The organism is Virgibacillus sp. L01 (assembly GCF_052246775.1).
Classification (GTDB): Bacteria; Bacillota; Bacilli; order Bacillales; family Amphibacillaceae; genus Lentibacillus.
The window spans coordinates 167,819-192,694 of sequence record NZ_JBQQCP010000004.1 but is presented as its reverse complement, the minus strand read 5'-3'; the positions used below and the strand labels follow the sequence as shown (position 1 = coordinate 192,694).

Sequence of the window (24,876 nt, the reverse complement as noted above, 5' to 3'; positions counted from 1 at the left end):
CTTTACATGGAACAAATTGAAAAACTAGTTAAAAGCCAGCGGGATTTTTTTCATAATGGGAAGACATTGGGCTATTCATTTCGTAAAAATCAGCTCAAAGCTCTAAAGCGTATGCTGAAAAATTATGAACAGGAAATTTATCGGGCGCTGAAGGATGACTTGAACAAATCCGAACATGAAACATTAACCACCGAACTTGGATTCCTCTATTCGGAGATTGATTTTGCCATAAAACAGCTAAAAGACTGGATGGAACCGGAAAAAGCTGATGCGCCAATCACCCATAAAGGGACAAGTAATTATATTTACAAGGAACCTTATGGAGTTACATTGGTTATCGCACCATGGAACTATCCGCTGCAGTTAGCAATTGGTCCAGCCATAGGCGCGATTGCAGCAGGTAACACAGTTGTGTTAAAACCATCCGAATTTACGCAATCCACATCTTCATTGCTTGCCGAAATAGTCGGTGATACATTTGACCGCACCTTTTTTACTGTTGTCGAAGGTGCAAAAGAAACCAGTAAGCAATTATTGGAACAACAATTCGATTACATCTTTTTCACTGGTAGTTCAGCTGTTGGTAAAATTGTTATGCAACAAGCAAGTAAGCATTTAACCCCGGTAACATTGGAATTGGGCGGAAAGAGCCCTGCTATCATAGATAAAGATGCGAACATTGACCTTGCTGCAAAACGAATCGTATGGGGGAAATTTACGAATGCAGGCCAAACCTGTGTCGCACCAGATTACCTGTATGTTCATGAAAAAGTAAAACCAAAACTGTTAAAAGCGATGAAAAAACATATCAAGACATTTTACAGTAAGAAACCACTTCAAAACGATGATTATACTCGAATTGTTCACAAGGAACATTTTAATAGATTGCAGGCATTCCTAGCTGATGGTGAAGTCGAGTATGGTGGTAGTGTAGATGAAGAGAAGCTATCCATTGAACCAACTATTTTAGATAAGATCACCTGGGATCATTCGATTATGCAAGAAGAAATATTTGGTCCGCTTTTGCCAACGCTAACATTTACCGAACTTGATGATGTCATTTCAGAACTAAAGCAGTTGGATAAACCACTAGCACTCTATTATTTTGGAGAAAAAGAAAAATCTCAACAAAGCATACTAAAAAATGTATCCTTTGGCGGCGGATGTATTAACGATACACTTTATCATCTAGCTAATCCACACCTTCCATTTGGTGGTGTTGGGAATAGTGGAATGGGAGCATATCATGGCAAGTATGGCTTTGACACATTTACACACAAGAAAAGCATACTAAAACAAACAACTAAGTTTGATATGCCGTTACGATACCCAGGTAACAAGATTGCACATTCACTGGTGAAAAAAATTATGAAATAAATGAATAAATAAACGTGTGGCGGATCCTCATTCCGTTATTTCCTTGAAAACACTTGTTTTAGGCTTGGGTTCGGATCCTCATTCCGCTATTTGTCATTTTTGCCTCAAATTTGGCTGATTTTTTGCTATTAGCGGAACGAGGATCCGTCTCACCCTTCCGAGAGCATCTTTTCTGCTATTTAGCGGAATGAGGATGAACTTCGATTGTGTGGTGGATCCTCTTTCCGCTATTTCCTTGAAAAACCTCATCTTAAGCTTGGGTTCGGATCCTCATTTCGAATGGCAATCATTGCAATTACATACTTAAATTAACGGACCACAGAATCCACATTATTGATATGTGTGAAAGAAAACGTGGCCTATCTAGGATATTATCGCTTAAAATCATCTAGAAAATCTTTTTGAAAGCTTGTCCGGGGTTGTTCGTCCTTAACTTCATTCTGCAGCTGCTTAAAAGGATTTTTTCCATATTTTTGGGATAGTTCATCAATAACAGCATATAATTTTTCCTTACCTGCTTCTTCTTCATACGTAAATAAATCAAGCTGTTTGGCGATATTTTGCTTTTCATCAACGTCCTGAACCGTAATGCCCAGCAATCGGATAGGGTCCAAATTCCAGTGCTTTTGAAATAATTCGTTGGCAATGTGCAATATATCTTCCTTTTTCTCAATATAACCATGCATTTTTTTGCTTCGGGTGATTGTTTTATGATCATAGTAGCGAATCATAATCTGAACACTACGACCAGCTGCTTGTTTACGTTTCATTCGCCGTTCGACATTATCTGTCAGCTGATGCATGAGATTACGGATTTCAGCTTCATTCGTAGTATCTTCCGGCAGCGTTTGGGAACTGCCTATGCTTTTAAATTCATGGATTGCTTCAGGATCAACAGAACGAGTGTCAATACCGTTCGCTCTATTATTCAACCGTTCTCCGTTGATCCCCAGCACACGCTTGAGTTGATAAACATCCCCTTTTGCAAGATCACCGATTGTTGTAATTTTAATTGTGCGTAATTTTTCAGCGGTTTTTTCGCCAACACCATACATTTCTTCAATTGGAAGTGGCCAAAGTTTATGGGATAGATCCCGCTTCCGCAAAATTGTAATCCCTAATGGCTTTTTCATATCGGATGCCATCTTTGCTAGAAATTTATTTGGTGCAATTCCAATACTACACGGGAGATCCAGCTCATGATGAATTTTATGCTGCAAGTTTTGAGCAATCTCAATGGGAGTCCCGTGATGTTCACTTTCGGTTATATCCATATAGCCTTCGTCAATAGAAACTGGCTGCACAAAAGGTGTTATTTCAGCAAGCATTTTAAACATTTCCATTGACGCAGTACGATAACGTTCAAAATTTGGACGTAAAACAATTAACTCAGGACAAAGCTTTTTAGCCTGCCATAACTGCATTGTTGTCTTCACACCTTTAGCCCTGGCCTCATAGCTGCTTGTCACAATTATCCCCTTACGTTGTTCAGGATTCCCGGCAATTGCTACAGGCTTACCTTTTAGTTTCGGATTATAGGCCATTTCAACAGAAGCATAAAATGAGTTCATGTCTAAATGAAAAATAACGCGGCCTTTTTTGGGGTACCATTGTGACATACATATTACATCCTTTTAGAACTGTGGTTTATACCAATATTATAGCATACTATTAGAAAACTTGGCTTATCGCCAAGTCCTAATATAGATAAGCCTTAGTTGCACTTATGCAGTAAGAAAGGATTTATACTTTATTAACTGCCAAAAAAGACCCCTTTGCTAAAAAAGAGGTCTTCATCATAGTTACTACTTGTTTGAAACTTCTTGTACGATAGCAGTGACTAGTTCTGTAATTTTAACTAATTCATTTACAGGGATACGTTCACTGGTTGTATGAATCTCTTCATAACCAACTGCCAGGTTCACAGTAGGAATTCCAAGTCCAGCGATAATATTTGCATCACTTCCGCCACCGCTTTTCTTTAGGCTGCTCTCACGACCAATTGCCTTTGCTGCACTTCTGGCAACTTCGACAACTTCATCCCCTGCTTCATGCTTAAAGCCCGGATACATAATTTTCACATCGACATCAGCACTTCCGCCGTAATCTTCAGCTGTAATCTCAAATGCATCTTTCATCTTCGCAACTTGTTCTTCCATTTTTGCAGGAATTAGTGATCTTGCTTCAGCCAGGATTTCCACATGATCACAAACAATATTCGTTTGCTTACCACCTTCAAAACGTCCGATATTCGCAGTTGTATCATCGTCAATCCGGCCTAAAGGCATTTTGGAAATAGCTTTGGCTGCCAGCGTAATTGCTGAAACACCTTTTTCTGGAGCAACTCCAGCATGTGCTGTTTTGCCTTTCATTACAGTGAATAATTTAGCTTGGGTTGGTGCTGCAACAATAATATCACCTACTGTACCATTGCTATCTATTGCATAACCATACTTTGCATTTAGAAGTGATCCATCTAAAGCCTTAGCACCGACAAGACCTGATTCTTCACCTACTGTTATGACGAACTGAACGTCACCGTGTTTGATATTATTTTCTTTTAGTGTCCGAATGGTTTCCAGGATTGCGGCTAAACCGGCTTTATCATCTGCACCCAAAATGGTTGTTCCATCAGACTTAATATAACCATCTTCAATTGATGGTTTAATACCATTACCAGGAACCACTGTATCCATATGGGAAGTAAAGTAAATTGGATCTACACCTTTTTTATTACCTTTTAGTGTACAAACCAGATTACCTGCCCCATGTCCTGTTTCATTTTTACTATCATCTTCTACTACATCTAAACCTAAATCAGTAAACATTTTTGTTAATACTTCAGCAATTTTTGTTTCATATTTCGTCTCGGAATCAATTTGAACGAGCTCCAAAAATTGTTTGATCACTCTGTCTTGATTGATGAATATCATGAAAAGTTCCTCCTAGTTTTATTACAGCGGGATATTACCATGCTTTTTCTTCGGGCGTTCTTCCTGTTTGTTATAAAGCATCTCTAATGCTTGAATTAACTTTACTCTGGTTTCTCTTGGATCAATAACATCGTCAATCATACCAAGTCCCGCAGCAACATAAGGATTAGCAAACTTTTCACGGTATGTATGAATTTTTTCCTGACGAGTTTCTTCTGGGTTCTCGCTATCGGCTATTTCCTTTGCGAATATAATATTGGCAGCACCTTCTGGACCCATAACTGCTATTTCAGCATTTGGCCAAGCATAAACTAAATCTGCTCCAATCGACTTACTGTTCAACGCGACATAAGCCCCGCCAAAGGCTTTACGTGTTATCACTGTAATTTTTGGAACAGTTGCTTCTGAATATGCATATAGAATTTTTGCGCCATGCCTGATTATACCGCCATGTTCTTGTTTTACACCCGGGAAAAATCCTGTTACATCCTCGAACGTAATTAAGGCAATATTAAATGAATCACAGAATCGAATAAATCGTGCTGCTTTATCACTTGAATCAATATCTAAACCACCTGCTAAATATTTTGGCTGATTGCAGACAAGTCCAACTGTCTGACCATTTACACGTGCGAATCCTACTACAATATTTTTAGCAAAATCTTTATGGATTTCGTAAAAGCTATCCGGATCAACAACCTGTTCAATTACACGTTTTACATCATAGGGACGTGTGGAATTAAATGGGACAATATCAGTTAAATCAGGGCGTGTTTCATCGTTCAGCTCAGTCTCAGCTAATGGGGGTTTTTCCTTATTATTAGCAGGTAAATAGGTTACTAAGTCTTTCACAGCATCTAGAGCCTGTTCTTCATTTTGCGCTTTAATATGTGCATTTCCACTCTTAGCATTATGTACATGCGCCCCTCCAAGTTCTTCTGATGAGATCTGCTCACCAGTAACTGTTCCAATTACCTTAGGGCCTGTTATAAACATTTGTGAGGTTTTTTCTACCATTATGACAAAGTCTGTTATCGCCGGTGAATAAACCGCACCTCCCGCACTTGGTCCCAATATAACTGAAATTTGTGGTATAACACCTGAATAAACAGAATTTCGGTAAAAGACCTGACCGTAACCATCAAGTGATGATACACCTTCCTGAATACGAGCGCCTCCTGAATCGTTTAATCCGATAAAAGGAACACCGTTTTTAGCAGCAAGATCCATTACAGCTGCAATTTTCTTGCCATGCATTTCACCCAAAGCTCCACCATATACAGTGAAATCCTGTGCAAATAAGTAGATAGCTCGTCCATTTATTTTTCCATAACCTGTTACAACACCTTCACCGTTTGCGGTTGAATTATTCATACCAAAATCAGTTTCCCGATGTTCCATAAATGGATTTAGCTCGACAAATGAGCCCTTATCAAGTAAATAATCAATGCGTTCTCTTGCGGTGAGTTTTCCTTTATCATGCTGTTTATCAATTCGCTCATCGCCACCGCCAAGTTCAACCTGTCGTCGCTTATCGTACAGTTCACTTATTTTATCAAAAATATCCATTATTTCTCACTTCCTTCTAGATGCTGACACATTTCAAAAAGTACCCCATTTGCTGCTTTTGGATGAATAAAAGCAATTTGGCTATCATGTGCGCCTTGTTTAGCTTCATTGTTAATCAGTGGTAACCCCTTTGATTTAAAGGAATTAAGTCTTTCATCGATATTGTCTACTTCCAATGCAATATGATGAACGCCTTCCCCCTTTTTTGTTAGGAATTGTTTTATTGGAGATGATTCTTTTAACGGCTCCAGCAGCTCAATACGTGATTCGCCGATTTTCAAAAATGCTACCTTAACACCTTCAGATTCGACAGTTTCTACACTCTCAAGCTCAAGGCCAAGCATTTCTGTATAAAACGAGAGTACATCGTCAATCTTATTTACAGCAATTCCAATATGAGCGATTTTTTTAGGAGGAGTTATAACAGCTGATTCCGGATCAATAAGCTGTTGGATATAGTCTGCTAGTACTTCGGTGGAAGAACCACTAGTAAAAATCTTATTTACCCCCTGCTCAAGCAGATATGGAATATCCTCTGCCGGAATAACTCCGCCTCCAACAACTGGTATATCACTCGCATTGCTTTCTCTCAGTGCTTCCATTACTTTTGGAAACAACGTTTTATGCGCACCTGATAAAGATGATAAACCAATAACATCCACATCTTCCTGAATTGCCGCTTGTACTATCTGTACCGGAGATTGTCGAAGTCCCGTATAAATAACCTCCATGCCGTGATCACGTAAAGCTTGGGCAATAACTAATGCACCGCGATCATGACCATCAAGCCCAGGCTTTGCAATTAAAACACGTATCTTTCCCATCTGATTCTCCCCCTTCTTAAACTCCTGTATATTCACCAAATTCGTCACGCAATACATTGCATATTTCTCCAATTGTTGCATATACCTTAACTGCTTCTAAAATAAATGGGATCAAATTGGCACTGTTGTCTTTTGCCTTTTCCCTTATCGCTTTTAATGATTTATCTACGGCATCCTGATCACGTTGCTGACGAACAGTATTCATAGATTGTATTTGTGCTTGTTCTAATGCTTCATCAACTTTAAGTAAATCTGGATTTACTTCTTCATCCAGCTTATATTTGTTTAAACCTACAATAATTTCTTCTTCTTTTTCAATATTTTTTTGTGTTTCGTATGCTTTTTGCTGGATTTCACGTTGCATAAATCCTTCTTCAACAGCCTGAACAGCTCCACCAATATCACGAATGCGATCCAGGTAGGATTCCACATCCTTCTCAATTTGATCAGTAAGTTCTTCAACATAATAGGAACCAGCAAGTGGATCAACAGTATCTGCTACTCCGCTTTCATTTGCAATTATTTGCTGTGTACGAAGCGCAATACGGGCAGATTCTTCGGTAGGCAGTGATAATGCTTCATCACGGGAATTGGTGTGCAGGCTTTGCGTGCCCCCAAGCACAGCAGCAAGCGCTTGCATTGTTACACGAACAATATTATTATCTGGCTGCTGTGCCGTTAGAGTGGAACCACCGGTTTGTGTATGAAAACGCATCTTCCAGCTTTTTGGATCCTTTGCCTGATAATGTTCCTTCATGATTTTAGCCCAAATTCTCCGAGCTGCACGAAATTTAGCAGCTTCTTCAAAGAAATTGTTATGGGCATTAAAGAAAAAGGCAAGTCTTGGTGCGAACGTGTCAATGTCAAGTCCAGATTCCAATGCAGCATCAACATATGCCATTCCATCTGCAATAGTGAATGCAGCTTCCTGGACAGCTGTAGAACCTGCCTCGCGAATATGATATCCCGAAATGCTAATGGTGTTGAATTTCGGAACATTTTGCTGACAGTATTCAAAAATGTTGGTAATAAGGCGCATCGAAGGTTTTGGCGGAAAAATATACGTTCCCCTGGCAATATACTCTTTCAGGATATCATTTTGGATCGTTCCAGTTAGTTTCTCCAATGGAACACCTTGCTTTTCCCCTACTGCAATATACATACAAAGTAAAACAGATGCAGGTGCATTAATTGTCATAGATGTACTTACTTTATCAAGTGGTATTTGATCAAGTAATCTTTCCATGTCTTGTAATGAATCAATTGCCACACCAACTTTTCCAACTTCACCTTCTGCCATGACATCATCAGAGTCATACCCTATTTGTGTAGGTAAATCGAAAGCTACTGAAAGCCCGGTTTGTCCCTGATCTAATAAATAACGAAATCGTCTATTGGTCCCTTCAGCTGAACCAAATCCTGCATATTGCCGCATTGTCCAAAACCTGCTGCGATACATCGTTGGCTGAATACCTCTTGTAAAAGGATATGTACCTGGATAACCTAGCTTATTTTCATATTCATTATCATTTTCTGGAAAATATAATCGTTCCACATTGATATCAGAAGATGTTTTAAATGTATCTTTTCTTTCCGGAAATCGTTCTAACGTTCTATCAACTGACTTTTTCCAGCTTTCCTTTGAAGATTGTAAATTTTCATCATTCATAATATAAAGGCCCCCATTTTTTAATAATTAAACACATAATATAGTATTGCACTTGTCCAAATCCACAAATAACGATAAAATACAATTAGGAAATGGAATTGAAGGAGGATTAAGATTGGCTAAAAATCAAACACAAGCAACAAGAAAAAGATCAAAGCGTGAACGTAAAATGAAAATTGTAATTTATATCATGATTATTGCAATGGTTTTATCTTCACTAACAACTGGACTAGTAATGTTCTTATAATAAAATATTACAAGACTGGACTAATTAGTTCCAGTCTTTTTTATTTTCCTTTTTTCCGAAACATCACTTGCTTTAAATTTTTTCTTAAGTATTAAATAATCTTCTATTTCATGAAGAAGGCGAAAAAGATTTGCTCGTGTCTCAAATTCTTCCCTGGTCTCAGGAAGATCTTCTGCATTAAAAGTCTCACGTAATCTCTTAAGTTCCTCTAAATATAAGATAGCAGTATTACCTGGGTGAACAGCGTTAGATAGTTTCTCAAAAAAGTCTGCTATTTGTATTGAGATAGAGTCTGTATTAGGGAGTCTGCTAACCAACGGAAGCATTTTTTGAAGCAAATCAAACTGCTTCCTGCGCATGGTGAAATAATCGTGATATGGATGCTTACTGCGTAATAGATGATTTTCCTTATCTAAGGATACCAAAGTCTCAGCTTCCTGTAATAAATTCTCACAAGTTGTAAGCTCTTCCCCATCCCACTTATCATTTCGATCCCTTATGTATAAAGCAATTTCAAACAAAATAGCTTGAAACTTATTTTCTAGTTCTTCTTGTTTCTGGTTGAGGTTTTTCTCCAGACTAGGCATATATAAATTCACAAGTAAGCCTGTGCCTATTCCGACAATTATCAATAGGAATTGATCTGTTAAAAATGATAATGATATTCCTTCCGAACTATATAAATTCAAAATAATAACTGAACTAGTTGCTATTCCTGGTGTTACCTTAAGTAAAACAGTTACTGGTATAAAGCAGGCAAGCATCACACCAACAACAATTGGGTTATACCCCATTAATTCAAAAAATATAATAGAAAAAATACTAGCTGTCACACATGCTAAAAATCGGTGCCACGCACTTAATACAGATCTTTTCCTGGATGGCTGGATACATAATATGGTTAATATACCAGCTGAAACGAAATTTGTTAGACCCAATAATTGGGCAATCGAAATAGCAATAGGCGTACCAATTGCTGTCTTTATTGTTCGAGAGCCAATTTTCACGTTAAAATCTCCCCTGCTGCCAATGAGCACTATTATTAAATTGGTTTAGAAAACGTAGCTTATCGCCTAGCCTTAGCCGCACGTATGTACTAAACTATCTGCTAATAAAATGAGGCTGACCCTTTAAACCTTGAGACAGCCTCATTATAACTAGTTAAACTAGTTTTATTCTATATTTCCTCACAATGCTCATCAAAAACATGTTGAAGCTTGCCTATTACATCTACTGCACTAAAACCTTCTATATCGTGTCGTTCAAGCATCGTAACTATTTTGCCATCTTTCAATAATGCAAATGATGGTGATGAAGGTGGATACCCCTCAAAATATTCTCTGGCTTTTTCAGTAGCTTCACGATCTTGTCCAGCGAAAACAGTAACTAAATGTTCAGGTCGCTTATCATAATGTATCGCGTTTGCTGCTGCAGGACGAGCTACACCTCCAGCACATCCACAAGTTGAATTGACCATAACTAATGTGGACCCCTGACGTTTCATTACTTCATCAACCGATTCCGGAGTATGTAACTCCTCGTAACCTGCTTCTTTTATGTCTTTACGCGCTGCATCTACAACGTCGTTCATGAATAAGTTAAAATCCATATGAACATCCATCCCCTTTAAAGAGTAATTATAGTTTAACTATAATCAGCTTATCAATTTTATTGTCCGATTTCAATTCATATTACTTGCTAATAAATTTTCGTTGTTTCTTTATTGGTATTTTCCAATATTTCTTTTACTCTGGCTAAGAATTGCCCACAAACAAGCCCATCTAATATTCGATGGTCAAGAGATAATGACAAGTTCACCATATCACGGGCAGCGAACATATCATTTATAATGACAGGTCGTTTAACGATTGATTCAATTTGTAAAATAGCTGCCTGTGGATGATTAATAACACCCATGGAATGAATCGATCCAAATGACCCAGTATTGTTAACGGTGAATGTTCCGCCTTTCATATCATCTGATGTTAGTTTACCCGAACGTGCTTTCATCGCAAGCTCATAGATGTCCTTTGCAATACCTTTAATACTCTTCTCATCTGCATTTTTTATAACAGGTACAAAAAGTTCCTGATCCTTCGCCACAGCAATTGATAAATTAATATCCTTACGTTGGATGATCTTGTCTTCAGCCCATGTACTATTAAGCTGAGGATATTCTTTTAGAGCTTGAGCAACTGCTTTTACGAAAAATGCAAAGAATGTTAGGCTGTAGCCCTCTTTTTGCTTGAACTCATCTTTAATTTCAGCTCTATATTTAACGAGTTCAGTAACATCTGCTTCAACAGTCATCCATGCATGCGGAATTTCCTGTGTGGATCGTACCATGTTCTGTGCAATTGCCTTCCGAACACCAGTAACAGGAATTTCAATGTCACCGGTTTGTGTTGTTGGCTGTGGTGCTGATGCTGGCTTTTCCTGACTTGGCTCAGACTTTTGTACTGGTGCAGCTTTTGAATCAGTTTTTGATTCATCTGCTTTCGGAACTTCTCCTGAAGCAATGACCTTCTCAATATCTTTTCTCGTAATTCTGCCGCCCCGGCCAGATCCATTAACTTGGCTTAGATCAATGTCATTATCCTGCGCCATTCGTAACACAGCTGGTGAGTACCGCTTTTTCATTGACTGATCTTCAGATGGTTCTTCTTCTTTCACCGTTTCTTGTTTTTCACTGCTTGACTTAGATTCTGAACCTTTATCAGAAGATGAACCGCCTTCTGTATCGATATAACACATTAATTCGCCTACCTCAATGGTATCTCCCTCTTGTGCTACGAGTTCTTTAATCGTACCTGTAAAAGATGATGGAACTTCAGCATTTACTTTATCTGTCATAACTTCAGCAATAGGATCATATTTGTTCACCTTATCGCCGACACCGACAAGCCATGAACTTATTGTTCCTTCTGTTACACTTTCGCCTAGCTGCGGCATATTGATTTTTTCAGAAGCCATAATAGGTCCCTCCTTTAATCCATTTAAATATAATAATGATAAGCGTTTCACTTTTGCTTCTAAAATTCTGCTAGTTCACGTATTGCTTTTTCAACTTTATCCGGGTTAATCATAAAGTACTTCTCCATTGTTGGTGCGTACGGCATTGATGGTACATCCGGTCCAGCCAAACGCTGTACAGGTGCATCCAGGTCAAACAGACAATTCTCCGCGATAATAGCCGCTACTTCACCTATAATACTTCCTTCTTTATTATCTTCTGTGACAAGCAGTACTTTTCCGGTTTTTGTAGCCGCTTCAATAATTGCATCTTTATCTAGTGGATAGACAGTTCTGAGATCAAGAATATGTGCGTCAATGCCTTCTTCTTCCAGCTTTTCTGCAGCTTGAAGAGCAAAATGTACAGATAGGCCATAGGTGATAACTGTAACATCAGCACCTTCTCTTTTTACGTCAGCTTTACCGATTGGCAGTACATAATCGTCTTCTGGAACTTCCCCTTTAAGTAAACGGTACGCACGTTTATGTTCAAAAAACAAGACAGGATCATTGTCTCGAATTGCAGCTTTTAATAAACCTTTTACATCATACGGAGTTGATGGCATGACAATTTTTAAGCCTGGCTGATTAGCAAACACAGCTTCTACTGATTGTGAATGATATAGTGCACCATGAACGCCACCACCGTAAGGAGCACGAATTGTCATCGGTACGTTCCAATCATTATTTGAACGGTAACGCATTTTTGCTGCCTCTGAAATAATTTGATTTACTGCAGGCATAATAAAATCAGCAAATTGCATCTCAGCAACCGGACGCATTCCATACATCGAAGCACCGATGCCTACACCTGCAATTGCAGATTCTGCTAATGGTGTATCCAGTACACGGTAATCACCAAATTCATCATATAATCCCTTGGTTGCGCCAAATACGCCACCTTTCTTACCCACATCTTCCCCTAAAATAAAAACTTTTTCATCTCGTCTCATTTCTTCAGTTAGTGCAGCTGTTACTGCTTGAATATATGACATTACTGGCATTTTAATTTTCCCTCCCTACTCTTCATATACATAGTTTAATGCTGATTCAGCTTCAGCATAGGCTGCATCTTCCGCATAGTCTGTCGCTTCATTTACTATTTCAACGAGTTCTTCATTAATTTCTTTTTCCAATTCTTCTGTAAGAATACCTGCCTCTTTTAAATAAGCTGCAAATGTAAAAATTGAGTCTTTTTTCTTGGCTTCTTCTACTTCTTCACTCTCGCGGTACTGACTATCATCATCATCACTTGAATGTGCAGTCAAACGGTATGATACTGCTTCTATTAATGTTGGCCCCTCGCCTTTAGTAGCACGTTCTCTTGCTTCATGGACAGCTTCATACACAGCAAGAGGATCATTACCATCAACTGTTAAGCCAGGCATTCCATACCCTTGAGCACGGTCAGAAACCTTTTCACTCGCAATTTGTCTTTCCATAGGAACCGAAATAGCATATTTGTTATTTTCTACCATCGTGATAACTGGTAATTTATGAACACCAGCAAAATTTAAACCTTCATGAAAGTCTCCTTGGTTTGATGAACCTTCACCTAGTGTAACTAATGACGCGATATCTTTCTTTTCCATTTTTGCTGCGAGGGCTACTCCTACCGCGTGTGGAAGCTGGGTCGTTACAGGTGATGACCCTGACAGGATCCTGTTTTTCTTTTGTCCAAAATGCCCAGGCATTTGACGTCCGCCGGAATTTGGATCTTCCGCTTTAGCAAAGCCAGAGAGCATTAGTTCTTTAGCAGTCATTCCAAAAGCGAGAACTACTCCCATGTCACGGTAATATGGTGCTACATAATCTACTTCCCGATTTAGCGCAAAGGAAGCTCCTACTTGTGCAGCTTCCTGACCTTGACAGGAAATCACAAAAGGAATTTTCCCTGCGCGATTTAATAACCACATACGCTCATCAATTTTTCGAGCCAAGAGCATCGTTTTATACATGTCAATAACTTGGGCATTGGTTAAGCCCAATGATTCATGGCGATTTTCAGCCATATAAAATCCCTCCTTTTCGGATTATCCGTGAATTTGCTTTCCATCAACTGCTAGTGCCGCTTCACCCATTACTTCAGATAATGTTGGATGCGGATGAATCGTATCAGCAACTTCCCATGATGCTGCATCAAGTACTTTTGCCAGTCCTGCTTCTGATATCATATCGGTTACATGTGGACCAATCATGTGGACACCAATTAGGTCCTCGTTACTTTTATCCGTAATTACTTTTACAAATCCATCTGATTCACCATGGACCAATGCTTTCCCAATTGCTTTAAAAGGAAACTTACCGACTTTTATTTCCAGGCCTTTTTCTTTTGCTTGTTTCTCGGTTAATCCAACACTTGCAACCTCAGGATTGGAATAAATACATGTTGGCACATTGTCATAATTCAATGGCAGTGGATTCTCATTTGCCATATGTTCGACAGCAACAATTCCTTCATGTGATGCAACATGCGCTAATTGCATACCACCAATTACATCACCAATAGCATAAATATGTGATTCTTTCGTTTGGTAATGTTTATTTGTTTGAATGACTCCCTTTTCAACAACAATATCCGTATTCTCCAAGCCAATATTCGTCGTATTTGCTTCACGACCAACAGAAACGAGCATCTTATCAGCTTTAAACGTTTCATTTTTGTCATTAATTTCAGCATCTACGGTTATGCCATTTTCTTTTTGGAGTGTGTCAGGTAACACTTTTGCATTTTTAACAAATGTAATTCCTTTACTCTTAAGCAGCTTTTCCACTTCTTTTGCAATTGCCTCATCCTCACTTGGCAAAATTTGGTCGAGATATTCAACTACAGTGACCTCGACCCCAAAGTCCGCTAACATGGAGGCCCATTCAATACCAATTACACCACCACCAACTATAATAATAGACGCCGGTAATTCTTCCATATGTAAGGCTTCATCAGAAGTCATAACCAAATCGCCATCAATATCTAATCCTGGAAGTGACTTAGGCTTAGACCCCGTTGCAATCATTACATTTTTGGGCACAATCATCGTATTCTCGTCGCCATTCTCATACTCAATCGAGATAGTCCCAGGCATTGGCGAGAAAATACTAGGACCTAATATACGACCAAACCCTTCATATACATCAATCTTTCCTTTTTTCATAAGTCCTTGTACGCCTTGATGCAGATTTTTTACAATGCTATCTTTTCGTTCCTGTACTTTCACAAAGTTTAGTGTCGTATCTTTTGTGTCGACACCGTATTCGCTTGCTTCTTTTGTCTGTTTAAAAACTTCGGCACTTCGTAACAATGCTTTAGACGGGATACATCCACGGTGTAAACATGTTCCACCAAGATCTCCTTTTTCCACAACAGCAACCTGCATACCAAGTTGTGATGCTCGTATTGCTGCAACATATCCGCCTGTTCCTCCTCCGAGGATGACAAGATCATAATCTTTTGCCATTTGTTACACACTCCTTTATCTCTAATTTACTTGATAAGTTTTGACTGACTCTTCTCTTCTAAGCACACGTAATGTACCTTCATTAAGTGCTTGTAATTCATTTTCGCCTGGATAAGTAATTGTATCAGCAATCCATTTTACCCGTTCTGAAATCATATCGACAAAATGCTTTCCATAAGCCAGTCCGCCAGTTAACACGATCGCATCAACATTCCCCTGCAACACAGTACTCATAGATCCAATCTCTTTAGCAATCTGATATGCCATTGCATCATAGATGGAAGCTGCATATTCATCGCCGGCTTCAATGCGGTTTTCCACCTCAACAGCATCATTTGTCTGTAAATATGCCATCAGCCCACCACGGCCTACTAGTTTTTTCATTACTTCATCACGATAGTATTGCCCTGAGAAACATAATGAAACTAAATCGCCTGCTGGTACCGTGCCTGCACGTTCAGGAGAGAAAGGTCCGTCTCCATGAAGCCCATTATTCACATCAATCACCTTACCATTCTGGTGAGCCCCTATTGTAATACCACCACCCATATGCGTTACAATAAGGTTAATATCTGTGTAAGGTTTCCCGATATCTTTAGCAGCTCTTCTGGCTACAGCTTTTTGGTTTAATGCATGAAAAATACTTTTTCTGGGAATTTCAGGAACACCTGAAAACCGTGCAATTTCACTGAATTCATCTACCACAACTGGGTCTACGATATATGAAGGAATATTCAGACCTGCAGCAATTTCGTAAGCAATAATCCCACCTAAGTTCGATGCATGTTCGCCGTTAAAGCCCAATTTTAAATCTTCCAGCATTGCCTCGTTAACACCATAAGTTCCGCCTTCAATTGGACGTAAAAGACCCCCTCGGCCGCAAACAGCACTCAATTTCGAGATGTTTATCCCTTCATAATCTAATTGGTCGAGTATTACTCTTCTGCGAAAATCATATTGTTCTATTACACGACTGAAATCTGATATACTCTCAACTTCGTGACGAAGTGTTTTTTCAAAAATACAATTTTCATTATCAAACACACCAATCTTCGTTGATGTTGACCCTGGGTTGATGACTAATATTCTAAAGAGTTGATTTAACAATTCGACTACCTCCACAACCTGAGACGATATTTACCGTCTGCTTAGAGTATGATGACCGTTTAATAGAAATTGGCTTCGTGATGCACTAACTGATTTAATTCGTTCCTCAGCCATACGGTCTGCTGCAACATATGTTGGTACATTATCGCGTCTGGAGATTTCAAATACACGAGTTAAACTGTCGTATATCGTTTCAACTTTTTTCATTGCTCTGTGCTGATTGTAGCCATTAAGTTCATCCGCAACATTAATTACCCCACCAGAGTTAATAACATAGTCTGGTGCATAAACAATTCCTTTTTCATGTAAGATATCACCATGTTCTGTTGATTTAAGCTGGTTGTTGGCAGATCCAGCAATGACTTTAGCTTTTAATTGCGGTATTGTTTCATCATTTATTGTTGCTCCCAAAGCACATGGAGCATAAATGTCGCAATCTACAGCATAGATGTCGTTTGGCCCGACAGCTTCAGCACCAAATGCATCTACAGCACGCTGAACTGCTTCTTTATTTATATCTGTAACAATTAATTTTGCACCCTCTTCATGCAAGTACTCACACATTGTGTAAGCTACATTACCTACACCTTGAACCGCCACTGTTTTACCCTCAAGAGAATCGTTACCATACGCTTCCATTGCGGCTGCTTTTATTCCCTTATAAACGCCGTAAGCCGTTACTGGTGAAGGGTTACCGGACGATCCGAACTCTGGTGATATCCCAGTAACAAAATCTGTCTCCATATGAATTAAATCCATATCGTGGACCGTAGTCCCCACATCTTCAGCAGTAATATAACGTCCATTCAGACTTTGAATATATCTGCCAAAGGCCCTGAATAACTCTGGATTTTTATCTTTTTTGGGATCACCAATTATTACTGTCTTTCCACCACCAAGATTAAGACCAGCTGCTGCATTTTTGTATGTCATACCTTTTGCTAAACGCAGTGCGTCCTCAATAGCATCAGCTTCAGAATCGTATGTCCACATCCTTGTTCCACCAAGAGCAGGTCCAAGTGTAGTATCGTGAATGGCGATAATTGCTTTTAATCCAGAATTTTTATCCTGACAAAAAACCAGTTGTTCATAATCATAACTTTCCATATAAGTAAAAATTTCCATTATAATGTTCCTCCTAGAATGTTTTTGAAGATACGAGTGCTAAAGATAAAGAATTTAATTTACTATCACTCGAGTCGGTTCGAGATGTTAATACAATTGGTGCTTTTGCTCCACTAATGACAGCAGCAACCCTAGCCTCGGCAAAATACATAAATGATTTATATAGTGCATTACCTACTTCAATCGTAGGCACCAACAGAATATCTGCATTCCCTGCTACGTCAGAGTAAATATCTTTGTGATTGGCAGATTTACGAGATACAGCGTTATCAAATGCTAAAGGTCCATCAACTGTACACCCCTTAATCTGATTACGTTTTTGCATCTGAGTTAACAAAGCAGCATCTATCGTCGCTTGCATTGCTGGGTTAACAACTTCAACCGCAGCAAGAACCGCTACATTCGGGTTAGATATATTAACTCCCCTAGCAATCTGAACGGCATTGTTTATAATTTGTTCTTTCTCCTGCAATGTAGGTGTTAAGTTCATTGCAGCATCTGTTAAAAAAACTAGTCGCTCCTGATTCGGAATTTCAAACAGTGCAACATGTGATAACACGCCACCAGTACGTAACCCACATTCTTTATCCAAAACTGCTTTCAGCAAATCTTTTGTGGAAACATTCCCCTTCATCAGGATATCAGCTTTTCTATCATGAACTGCTTTAACAGCGGCTCGTGAAGGGTTGCTGTCGACATGAATGATTGTTATTTGTTCTTTTGTCAAATCCAATTCGACCGTTCGTGCCAATTTCTCTATCTCTATTTTACTGCCTACTAGTAAAAAAGAGCATAATGATTGTTCTATAGCCTTTTTAACTGCAAGCAACACCTCTTCATCTGCTGCGTTAGCTACTGAGACTACGTGATCTTTTTGACGTTGAGCCTGTTGCTTAAGCTCTGTTAATGTTTCCATCAGGTCCTTCCAACCTCCCTATAAATATATATGCAAATTCCGTGCCAACACCTTAATCACTGAAAGCGCTTTATTCAGGCGGATTAATCCATGCAATTCATTGCGCTTATGAAAAATTTTGCATGTCATCTTTTTCAATTTTATACTTTTCAAGTTTATAGTACAGGTTACGTATTGAAATATTTAATTCTTTTGCGGTTTGTGTTTTGTTATAATTATTTTCTTTAAATACGTTTCGGATAAAGTCTTTTTCATAATGGTCAACAGCATCCTGCAATGTTCTAAGTTCCGTTCCATTATCTTTTACTTTCTCTTCTTTAGAAGAGTTAGGAGCTGACAATAAGTTGGGTATATGTTCTTTTTTAATTACCTCTTCATTCATATCCATATAGATCATTGCTCGTCCAATCATATTCTCCAATTCACGTACATTACCAGGCCAATGATAATTTTTTAAATACTCACTTGCATCGTGGTTAATTGTTTTAACATTCCTTCCATAATCCTGGTTAATTTTACGAATTAGATGTTCAACTAGACTTGGTAAGTCATTTATTCGCTCTTTCAATGATGGAATGTAGATTGGTAAGCGATTCAAACGATAATACAGATCTTCCCGGAATGTTTTATTCATAATCGCTTTTTCGAGGTTGACGTTTGTTGCAGTAATAATGCGAACATCAATTGTAATAGGATCTGTTCCTCCTACCCGAACAATTTCCTGCTCTTGTAAAACCCGAAGCAATTTCGCCTGCATATGGAGAGATAGTTCACCAATTTCATCAAGAAATACACTGCCGTAATTAGCTTCTTCAAACAAACCTTTTTTACCACCTTGTTTGGCACCTGAGAATGCACCTTCTTCATATCCAAATAGTTCGCTTTCCAGTATAGATTCGGCAATTGCTGCACAGTTAACACGAATAAATTTATTATGCTTTCGATCACTCTCATTATGAATTGCATGTGCAAATAATTCTTTACCTGTGCCAGATTCACCGCGCAACAGGACTGTGGCAGGTGTTTTTGCTCCTACCTTTGCTTGTTCAAGTGCAATTTTCATTTCAGATGATGGCCCTATAATATCATCAAACGTATATTTGGCTTCCAGGTTACGAATAATCTGTCGTGCACGTTTAAGCTCGCTTGTCAACGACTGGATTTCGGATACGTCATGCAGAACTCCGACACTTCCCTTTAATTTGCCATCAACAATAACCGGTGCAACATTTACTAAAACATCTTTTTTAGCTGGCCCTACTTTCATACGAACTCCCCGTACACCACGTCGTGTCTTGAGAACCTTCATATGCATACTTTCTCCCTCAGAAATATCAGCAGTTGCTGGCTTACCCACAATATCTGCTTCTTTTAAGCCGGTGATCCTTGTGTATGCTGGGTTAATCATAATACCAGTTCCATTTTCATCTACAACCGTTATCGCCTCATCAGAGGAGTGTATAATAGCTTCCAACATTGTTTTTATTTCTTTAAGATCAGTATTTTCTTCAGCTAAATTCATTACTTCAGTAATATCCTTAAAAACAGCAAAAGCACCAATAAGTCGATCATCAGCATTTATAATCGGAATTCTTGTGGTAATGACTTTTTTGTCATTTTCTAATACAAGCTTTTGATTCACTTCTCTCCTTCTGCTGCGTAGGACATGAGGCAATCTTGTATCAGCAATCACACTTGATATATCCTGACCTTTAAATTTATCCTTCGAGATACCGACGATACGTTCAGCTCCTTTGTTAACGAACTGAACAATTTCCTGGTTATTTATAACTATCATACCGTCACGAATGTTATTCAGAATTAACTCCTGATTATTCGTCTGGATCCTTAATCGATCCAGTAACGATTCTTTCTCTTCGAATAACTCGGATATTATGTATGCTACAGTACCAGGTATAACAACAGTCTTACGGTTTCTTTTCTCCAGTAGATTTTCCAGAACTTTCTCATCACCTGTTGCCTCAATAATGATATCGATATCTTTATTAATCCATTTTTCCCAAGTATAATCGGAAGGAATACCATACTCTTGTGCTTTTTGAATACCTGGTGCTGTACTTTTCCTATCAACTACACCAACAACTTTCATACGGTCTGTATTATTTAGGATTTCTAATAAAGTACTACCACCTTTACCAGCACCAACAATAAGAACTCGTTTCATATGTATCCCACCTTGCAATATTTTGCAACTTTAATAATACTTTATTGTGCAGTTTTAAGCAAATTTTGATTTATTCCTATTTCTTGTAATATTTGCTATACTAAAAAAATGATGATTTACTAATAAAGGGGAAGAAACATGATTCGTATTATTGCAGTTTTATTATTGCTTATCCCAGGACTTGTTTCTGCATATGGTATAAAGCTTATACGTGACACGTTGTTTGACGATGTTCACCCACTATTTTTCAATGTTGGAATTCAGTTTGTAGCTGGTTTTATATTATTTGCAGGTGGGATTGCCTTCATTGGTGGATTTATTGTCCACCGTGATCGAAAAAGACAACAGAATAGGAAAAAGAAAAGGTAATTTGTACTATAAAAAGAAATAAAAAATTTTATTGGAGTGGTAGAAGAAATGAAAGTAGCAAAATTCGGAGGAAGTTCTGTAGCGAATGGAAACCAAATTGAGAAAATTGGAGCGATTATTAAAAGTGATCCTGAAAGAAAATTTGTGATTGTATCAGCTCCAGGTAAAAGGAACCAAGATGATACGAAAATGACAGATCTTCTTATTGAATTAGGTAATATAGCCTTTCAAAATAGGCCTTATATGGATAATTTGACTGTTATAATGGATCGTTTTTCAGAGATTGTAGAGGAACTCGGAATTTCCCCGTCAATCCTGAATGACATCAGAGATAATATTCAAGCAATTATTGATAACAATGAATCAAATCAAATGAAGATGGATGCATTGAAATCCATAGGAGAAGACAGCAGTGCTAAACTTGTAAGCGAATACCTAAAAATAATTGGATTAAACGCACGTTATTTAAATCCAAAGGATGCAGGAATCATCGTTAGCAATGAACCTGGTAATGCACAGATATTACCAGAAAGCTTTTCAGAGCTCTACAAACTACGGCAGTACGATGAGATAGCAGTTATACCTGGCTTCTTCGGGTTTACAATTGAAGGAAAACTGATGACTTTTTCAAGAGGTGGATCAGACATTACCGGATCAATTGTTGCAGCTGGTGTCAAAGCGAAATTATATGAAAACTTTACAGATGTCGATTCTGTCTACACTGTAAACCCGGGTATTGTATCAAATCCTAAAGAGATTACTACTTTAACATATAAGGAAATGCGTGAATTATCATATGCTGGTTTTTCTGTATTTCATGATGAAGCACTCATTCCTGCATTCCAACAGAAAATACCGGTATGTATAAAGAATACAAATAACCCGGATGCTCCAGGAACAATGATCGTTTCTGAAAAAAACAGAAGCAGTAAATGTGTCGTTGGAATTGCAAGTTCAAAAGGTTTTTCAAGTTTATATGTAAGTAAATATTTAATGAACCGCGAAGTTGGATTTGGACGAAAACTTTTACAAATATTAGAGAGAGAAGATATCTCTTTCGAACATGCTCCATCGGGAATTGATGAAATGTCTGTAATCATTCGGAATAGTCAACTATCAGCTGCTAAAGAGGAAATAATAGTAAACAAAATCAAGGATGAGTTACACCCTGACAGAATTACGTTTCATCGTGACCTCGCTATGATAATGATTGTTGGTGAGGGTATTGTAAGTACATTAGGTATAGCACAAAAAGCAACAACCGCACTTACGGATGCACATGTTAATATTGAAATGATCAACCAGGGATCATCTGAAGTGTCAATTATGTTTGGTATTCAGTCTGAAGGATTGGATCGTGCAATACGGTCCTTATACAATGCCTTTTTTGGCAGTAAGAACGTATAAATTAAATAATATCTAGCTGCATAATTCGGCTTGGCGATAAGTCAACGTTTTTTAACAGATAAAAACTGTATGTGAATTCAATTCACATACAGTTTTTTTATTTTAACTTGCCTTATGCTCCAATCGCAATCGATCAGCTACCATTGCGATGAATTCTGAATTTGTGGGCTTTGCTTTAGAAATACTGACGGTATAACCGAATAAGGCCGATATAGAATCAATATTACCACGACTCCATGCTACTTCAATTGCATGCCGGATAGCACGCTCTACACGCGAAGCTGTAGTGTTAAATTTCTTTGCAATATCTGGATAAAGAACTTTTGTAATGGATCCTAAAAGTTCTATATCATTATAAACCATTGTAATTGCTTCCCTCAAATACATATAACCTTTAATATGTGCAGGAACACCTATTTCATGAATAATATTTGTTATACTTGCTTCCAGATCCTTTTTCTTACGCTCTTTATTATTTGCTTTCTTAGGACTGGATTGTAAGGTAACATTACCTTGTACTTGCCGAATCTGGTCAGAAAGATTATCTAAATCAAACGGTTTTAATATAAAATATGATGCCCCTAAATCAACTGCTTTTTTCATGACCTCCTCCTGTCCAAATGCAGTAAGCATAATAACATTAGGATACTTTTTTCTTTCAGTGCCGCGAATAGTATTTAACACTCCTAAGCCATCTACATGGGGCATGATAATATCCAGAACTAACACATCCGGCTCCATTTCTTCCAGCATTTCCAAACATTCTCTCCCATTGTGTGCGACTCCAATAACTTCAATATCCTGCTGATCCTCAAAATACTCTTCCATCAACTGCACAAGCTCTCTGTTATCATCAACTAAACAAACTGAAATTTTTTCCACTAAAAACTTCCTCCTTTTATGTATTTCGGATTTCATCCAAGTAACATATTCGACATAAGTTCCAAATATCCTTTTTTTTATCAAAAAACTTTGGTTTTTTTTGAATTTACTTTAATTTTCGCTCATTACCTCTTATTATCGATATAATTCGATAAAATCTGACATGAAAGTTATACTTTGTCGAAAAATATATATCAAGTATACCACAAAAAAAGGCTTGTCATAGGTTGAATCCCTATAACAAGCCTTTTATTAGCTTGCTTTATCTTTCTTATCTTTAATATTTATTCCGGCTTCTTGAAGCATCCACTCAAGATGTACTCCATAGCCACTCGTTGGATCATTAACAAAAACGTGCGTCACTGCACCAATTATTTTTCCATCTTGAATTATGGGACTTCCACTCATTCCCTGAACAATACCTCCAGTTTTCTTTAATAATTCAGGGTCAGTGATTTGAATTATCATTCCTTTAGTTGCCGGGAAATTTTGTGGCACACTACTTACGACTTCAACCTCAAACTCTTCAACTTCTTCACCTTCAACGACTGTCAGGATTTTAGCTGGACCTTCTTTAACCTGATGTGAAAGTGCAATTGGCATTGGTTTATCATATTTACCATTTTTTATCGGACTGTCTAGTTCACCAAAGATGCCATACGGACTGTTCTTGGTTATGCTTCCAATTTTATTGTCCTTCACCGAAAATTTCGCCTGTTTTTCACCAGGTGTTCCATTATTTCCTTTTTCAATTGAAGTGACATTTGATTGGACAATGGTACCGTTATGAATTTCAATTGGCTTTTGTGTATCCATATCGGAAATTACATGACCAAGTGCGCCATATTTTTTAGACTTAGGGTCATAAAAGGTCATCGTCCCAATTCCTGCTGCTGAGTCCCTTATATAAAGCCCTATACGATATTCTTTTTCCTTACTATCCTTAACAGGATCTAAAGTAGTCTCAAGGGTTTCCTTTCCCCGTTTAATTGTTAGTGTAAGTTTTTTATCTTGTTTTCCTGCCTTTTCCACAAATGGCTTTACATCCTGCATTTTTTTAATCTTATTGCCATTTATTTTCAAAATCACGTCACCTACCTGGATATCTGCATCTTCTCCTGGTGATAACATGCCATTTTCACCCTTAATTTGGTGGTGACCAACTACAAGTACTCCCAATGTATGCAATTGAACACCAATGGATTGTCCACCAGGAATTACACGAATATCCTCAAGTACCGAAACATCTACTTTTTTTATCGGAAGTCCAGCGACTTCGTAAATAAGCTGACTATTTCCGGGTTCTTTTGCATAAAATTCGGAGGAATCAACAGTGTGGTTACTATTACCCGAGGAACCTACATTTACACTATTACCGAGCACTGGAACATCTATAGACGAAGATTGGTTATCAAATGTTACAACCTGATTAGGAATTGCAAGGTAATCTTTAAATGGTGTTATAAATGGTATTGCCAAAACTGTGATTAGCAGCAGGACACCTACCCATAATCGAATATTATTTGTGTGCTTCACCCAATTCACTCTCCTCGTTTCCTAACCCATACCATTAGTAATTCATCTCTGTACTTCTAATTTGACCTAACTTCATATGTTTTAAACTGGTGAAAAATAAGAAAAGATGTGTAACATTTCCTTTTAAGTAAATTGGGGAATAGGTGTATATTACATACTTACTGTTTTCCGTTAAGGAGCATATTTTTGCTTTCTTAGTATTCCTTTATTTAACCATAATAAAAAGCCAGATAGTATAGCATCTGGCTTTTGTTTCTAGTTTA

At 38.0% G+C, this 24,876-nt stretch carries 21 protein-coding genes; 4 read left to right on the top strand and 17 right to left on the bottom strand.

Annotation, left to right across the window (positions count from 1 at the left end):
• Positions 1-6 precede the first annotated feature (6 nt).
• The gene (locus ACTWQM_RS09725; protein WP_443257983.1) at positions 7-1,377 is read left to right on the top strand and encodes an aldehyde dehydrogenase; all 1,371 of its coding nucleotides are present in this window, start codon (positions 7-9) and stop codon (positions 1,375-1,377) included.
• A gap of 371 nt (positions 1,378-1,748) precedes the next feature.
• Here ACTWQM_RS09725 and ACTWQM_RS09720 read toward each other — a convergent pair whose 3' ends face one another.
• From ACTWQM_RS09720 to ACTWQM_RS09700, 5 genes are all read right to left on the bottom strand, one after another.
• Complete coding sequence (locus tag ACTWQM_RS09720) at positions 1,749-2,996, bottom strand: DNA polymerase IV (RefSeq protein WP_443257982.1); 1,248 nt, start codon at positions 2,994-2,996, stop codon at positions 1,749-1,751.
• A 186-nt stretch (positions 2,997-3,182) separates the two neighbouring features.
• Positions 3,183-4,310 (bottom strand): M20/M25/M40 family metallo-hydrolase, encoded by a 1,128-nt coding sequence (locus tag ACTWQM_RS09715; protein WP_443257981.1) that lies wholly within the window; start codon positions 4,308-4,310, stop codon positions 3,183-3,185.
• 21 nt (positions 4,311-4,331) lie between these two features.
• Complete coding sequence (locus tag ACTWQM_RS09710; protein ID WP_443257980.1) at positions 4,332-5,879, bottom strand: acyl-CoA carboxylase subunit beta; 1,548 nt, start codon at positions 5,877-5,879, stop codon at positions 4,332-4,334.
• Entirely contained in the window at positions 5,879-6,703 is an 825-nt protein-coding gene (gene mce, locus ACTWQM_RS09705; RefSeq protein WP_443257979.1) for a methylmalonyl-CoA epimerase, read from the bottom strand. Before mce ends, ACTWQM_RS09710 begins: the two co-directional genes overlap by 1 nt.
• 16 nt (positions 6,704-6,719) lie before the next feature.
• On the bottom strand, positions 6,720-8,372 hold the full coding sequence (locus ACTWQM_RS09700; protein WP_443257978.1) for an acyl-CoA mutase large subunit family protein: 1,653 nt from the start codon (positions 8,370-8,372) through the stop codon (positions 6,720-6,722).
• A 115-nt stretch (positions 8,373-8,487) separates the two neighbouring features.
• Between ACTWQM_RS09700 and prli42 the strand changes: the two genes are divergently transcribed.
• A complete protein-coding gene (prli42, locus tag ACTWQM_RS09695) occupies positions 8,488-8,619 on the top strand; it encodes a stressosome-associated protein Prli42 (RefSeq protein WP_443257977.1) in 132 nt (43 codons plus the stop codon).
• A 20-nt stretch (positions 8,620-8,639) separates the two neighbouring features.
• Here prli42 and ACTWQM_RS09690 read toward each other — a convergent pair whose 3' ends face one another.
• The 10 genes from ACTWQM_RS09690 to ACTWQM_RS09645 all read right to left on the bottom strand — a co-directional run bounded on the left by ACTWQM_RS09690 (position 8,640) and on the right by ACTWQM_RS09645 (position 20,419).
• Positions 8,640-9,626: an aromatic acid exporter family protein gene (locus ACTWQM_RS09690; protein ID WP_443257976.1), complete on the bottom strand. Its 987-nt coding sequence runs from the start codon at positions 9,624-9,626 to the stop codon at positions 8,640-8,642.
• A gap of 170 nt (positions 9,627-9,796) precedes the next feature.
• Positions 9,797-10,228, bottom strand: coding sequence for a BrxA/BrxB family bacilliredoxin (locus ACTWQM_RS09685; protein ID WP_443257975.1), 432 nt, complete (start codon positions 10,226-10,228; stop codon positions 9,797-9,799).
• 89 nt (positions 10,229-10,317) lie between these two features.
• On the bottom strand, positions 10,318-11,592 hold the full coding sequence (locus tag ACTWQM_RS09680; protein WP_443257974.1) for a dihydrolipoamide acetyltransferase family protein: 1,275 nt from the start codon (positions 11,590-11,592) through the stop codon (positions 10,318-10,320).
• A gap of 59 nt (positions 11,593-11,651) precedes the next feature.
• Positions 11,652-12,635, bottom strand: coding sequence for an alpha-ketoacid dehydrogenase subunit beta (locus ACTWQM_RS09675; RefSeq protein ID WP_443257973.1), 984 nt, complete (start codon positions 12,633-12,635; stop codon positions 11,652-11,654).
• 15 nt (positions 12,636-12,650) lie between these two features.
• Positions 12,651-13,643: a thiamine pyrophosphate-dependent dehydrogenase E1 component subunit alpha gene (locus tag ACTWQM_RS09670; RefSeq protein WP_443257972.1), complete on the bottom strand. Its 993-nt coding sequence runs from the start codon at positions 13,641-13,643 to the stop codon at positions 12,651-12,653.
• A gap of 21 nt (positions 13,644-13,664) precedes the next feature.
• Complete coding sequence (gene lpdA, locus ACTWQM_RS09665) at positions 13,665-15,086, bottom strand: dihydrolipoyl dehydrogenase (RefSeq protein ID WP_443257971.1); 1,422 nt, start codon at positions 15,084-15,086, stop codon at positions 13,665-13,667.
• A gap of 21 nt (positions 15,087-15,107) precedes the next feature.
• Complete coding sequence (gene buk / locus ACTWQM_RS09660) at positions 15,108-16,193, bottom strand: butyrate kinase (protein ID WP_443257970.1); 1,086 nt, start codon at positions 16,191-16,193, stop codon at positions 15,108-15,110.
• A 30-nt stretch (positions 16,194-16,223) separates the two neighbouring features.
• Positions 16,224-17,318, bottom strand: a complete 1,095-nt coding sequence (locus tag ACTWQM_RS09655) for a Leu/Phe/Val dehydrogenase (RefSeq protein WP_443257969.1) — start codon at positions 17,316-17,318, stop codon at positions 16,224-16,226.
• A 13-nt stretch (positions 17,319-17,331) separates the two neighbouring features.
• Complete coding sequence (yqiS, locus tag ACTWQM_RS09650; protein ID WP_443257968.1) at positions 17,332-18,234, bottom strand: phosphate butyryltransferase; 903 nt, start codon at positions 18,232-18,234, stop codon at positions 17,332-17,334.
• Positions 18,235-18,340: 106 nt separating this feature from the next.
• Positions 18,341-20,419, bottom strand: a complete 2,079-nt coding sequence (locus ACTWQM_RS09645) for a sigma 54-interacting transcriptional regulator (protein ID WP_443257967.1) — start codon at positions 20,417-20,419, stop codon at positions 18,341-18,343.
• 138 nt (positions 20,420-20,557) lie between these two features.
• Between ACTWQM_RS09645 and ACTWQM_RS09640 the strand changes: the two genes are divergently transcribed.
• Both ACTWQM_RS09640 and ACTWQM_RS09635 read left to right on the top strand, forming a co-directional pair.
• Positions 20,558-20,788, top strand: a complete 231-nt coding sequence (locus tag ACTWQM_RS09640; RefSeq protein ID WP_443257966.1) for a DUF2627 domain-containing protein — start codon at positions 20,558-20,560, stop codon at positions 20,786-20,788.
• Between the two features lie 48 nt (positions 20,789-20,836).
• Positions 20,837-22,195 (top strand): aspartate kinase, encoded by a 1,359-nt coding sequence (locus ACTWQM_RS09635; protein ID WP_443257965.1) that lies wholly within the window; start codon positions 20,837-20,839, stop codon positions 22,193-22,195.
• Between the two features lie 102 nt (positions 22,196-22,297).
• Here the strand turns inward: ACTWQM_RS09635 and spo0A are convergent, their stop codons facing one another.
• Positions 22,298-23,077, bottom strand: coding sequence for a sporulation transcription factor Spo0A (gene spo0A / locus ACTWQM_RS09630; protein ID WP_443257964.1), 780 nt, complete (start codon positions 23,075-23,077; stop codon positions 22,298-22,300).
• 252 nt (positions 23,078-23,329) lie between these two features.
• Positions 23,330-24,613 carry a SpoIVB peptidase gene (gene spoIVB, locus ACTWQM_RS09625; RefSeq protein WP_443257963.1) on the bottom strand — a complete coding sequence of 428 codons (1,284 nt, stop codon included), beginning with the start codon at positions 24,611-24,613 and terminating at the stop codon, positions 23,330-23,332.
• Positions 24,614-24,876 lie beyond the last annotated feature (263 nt).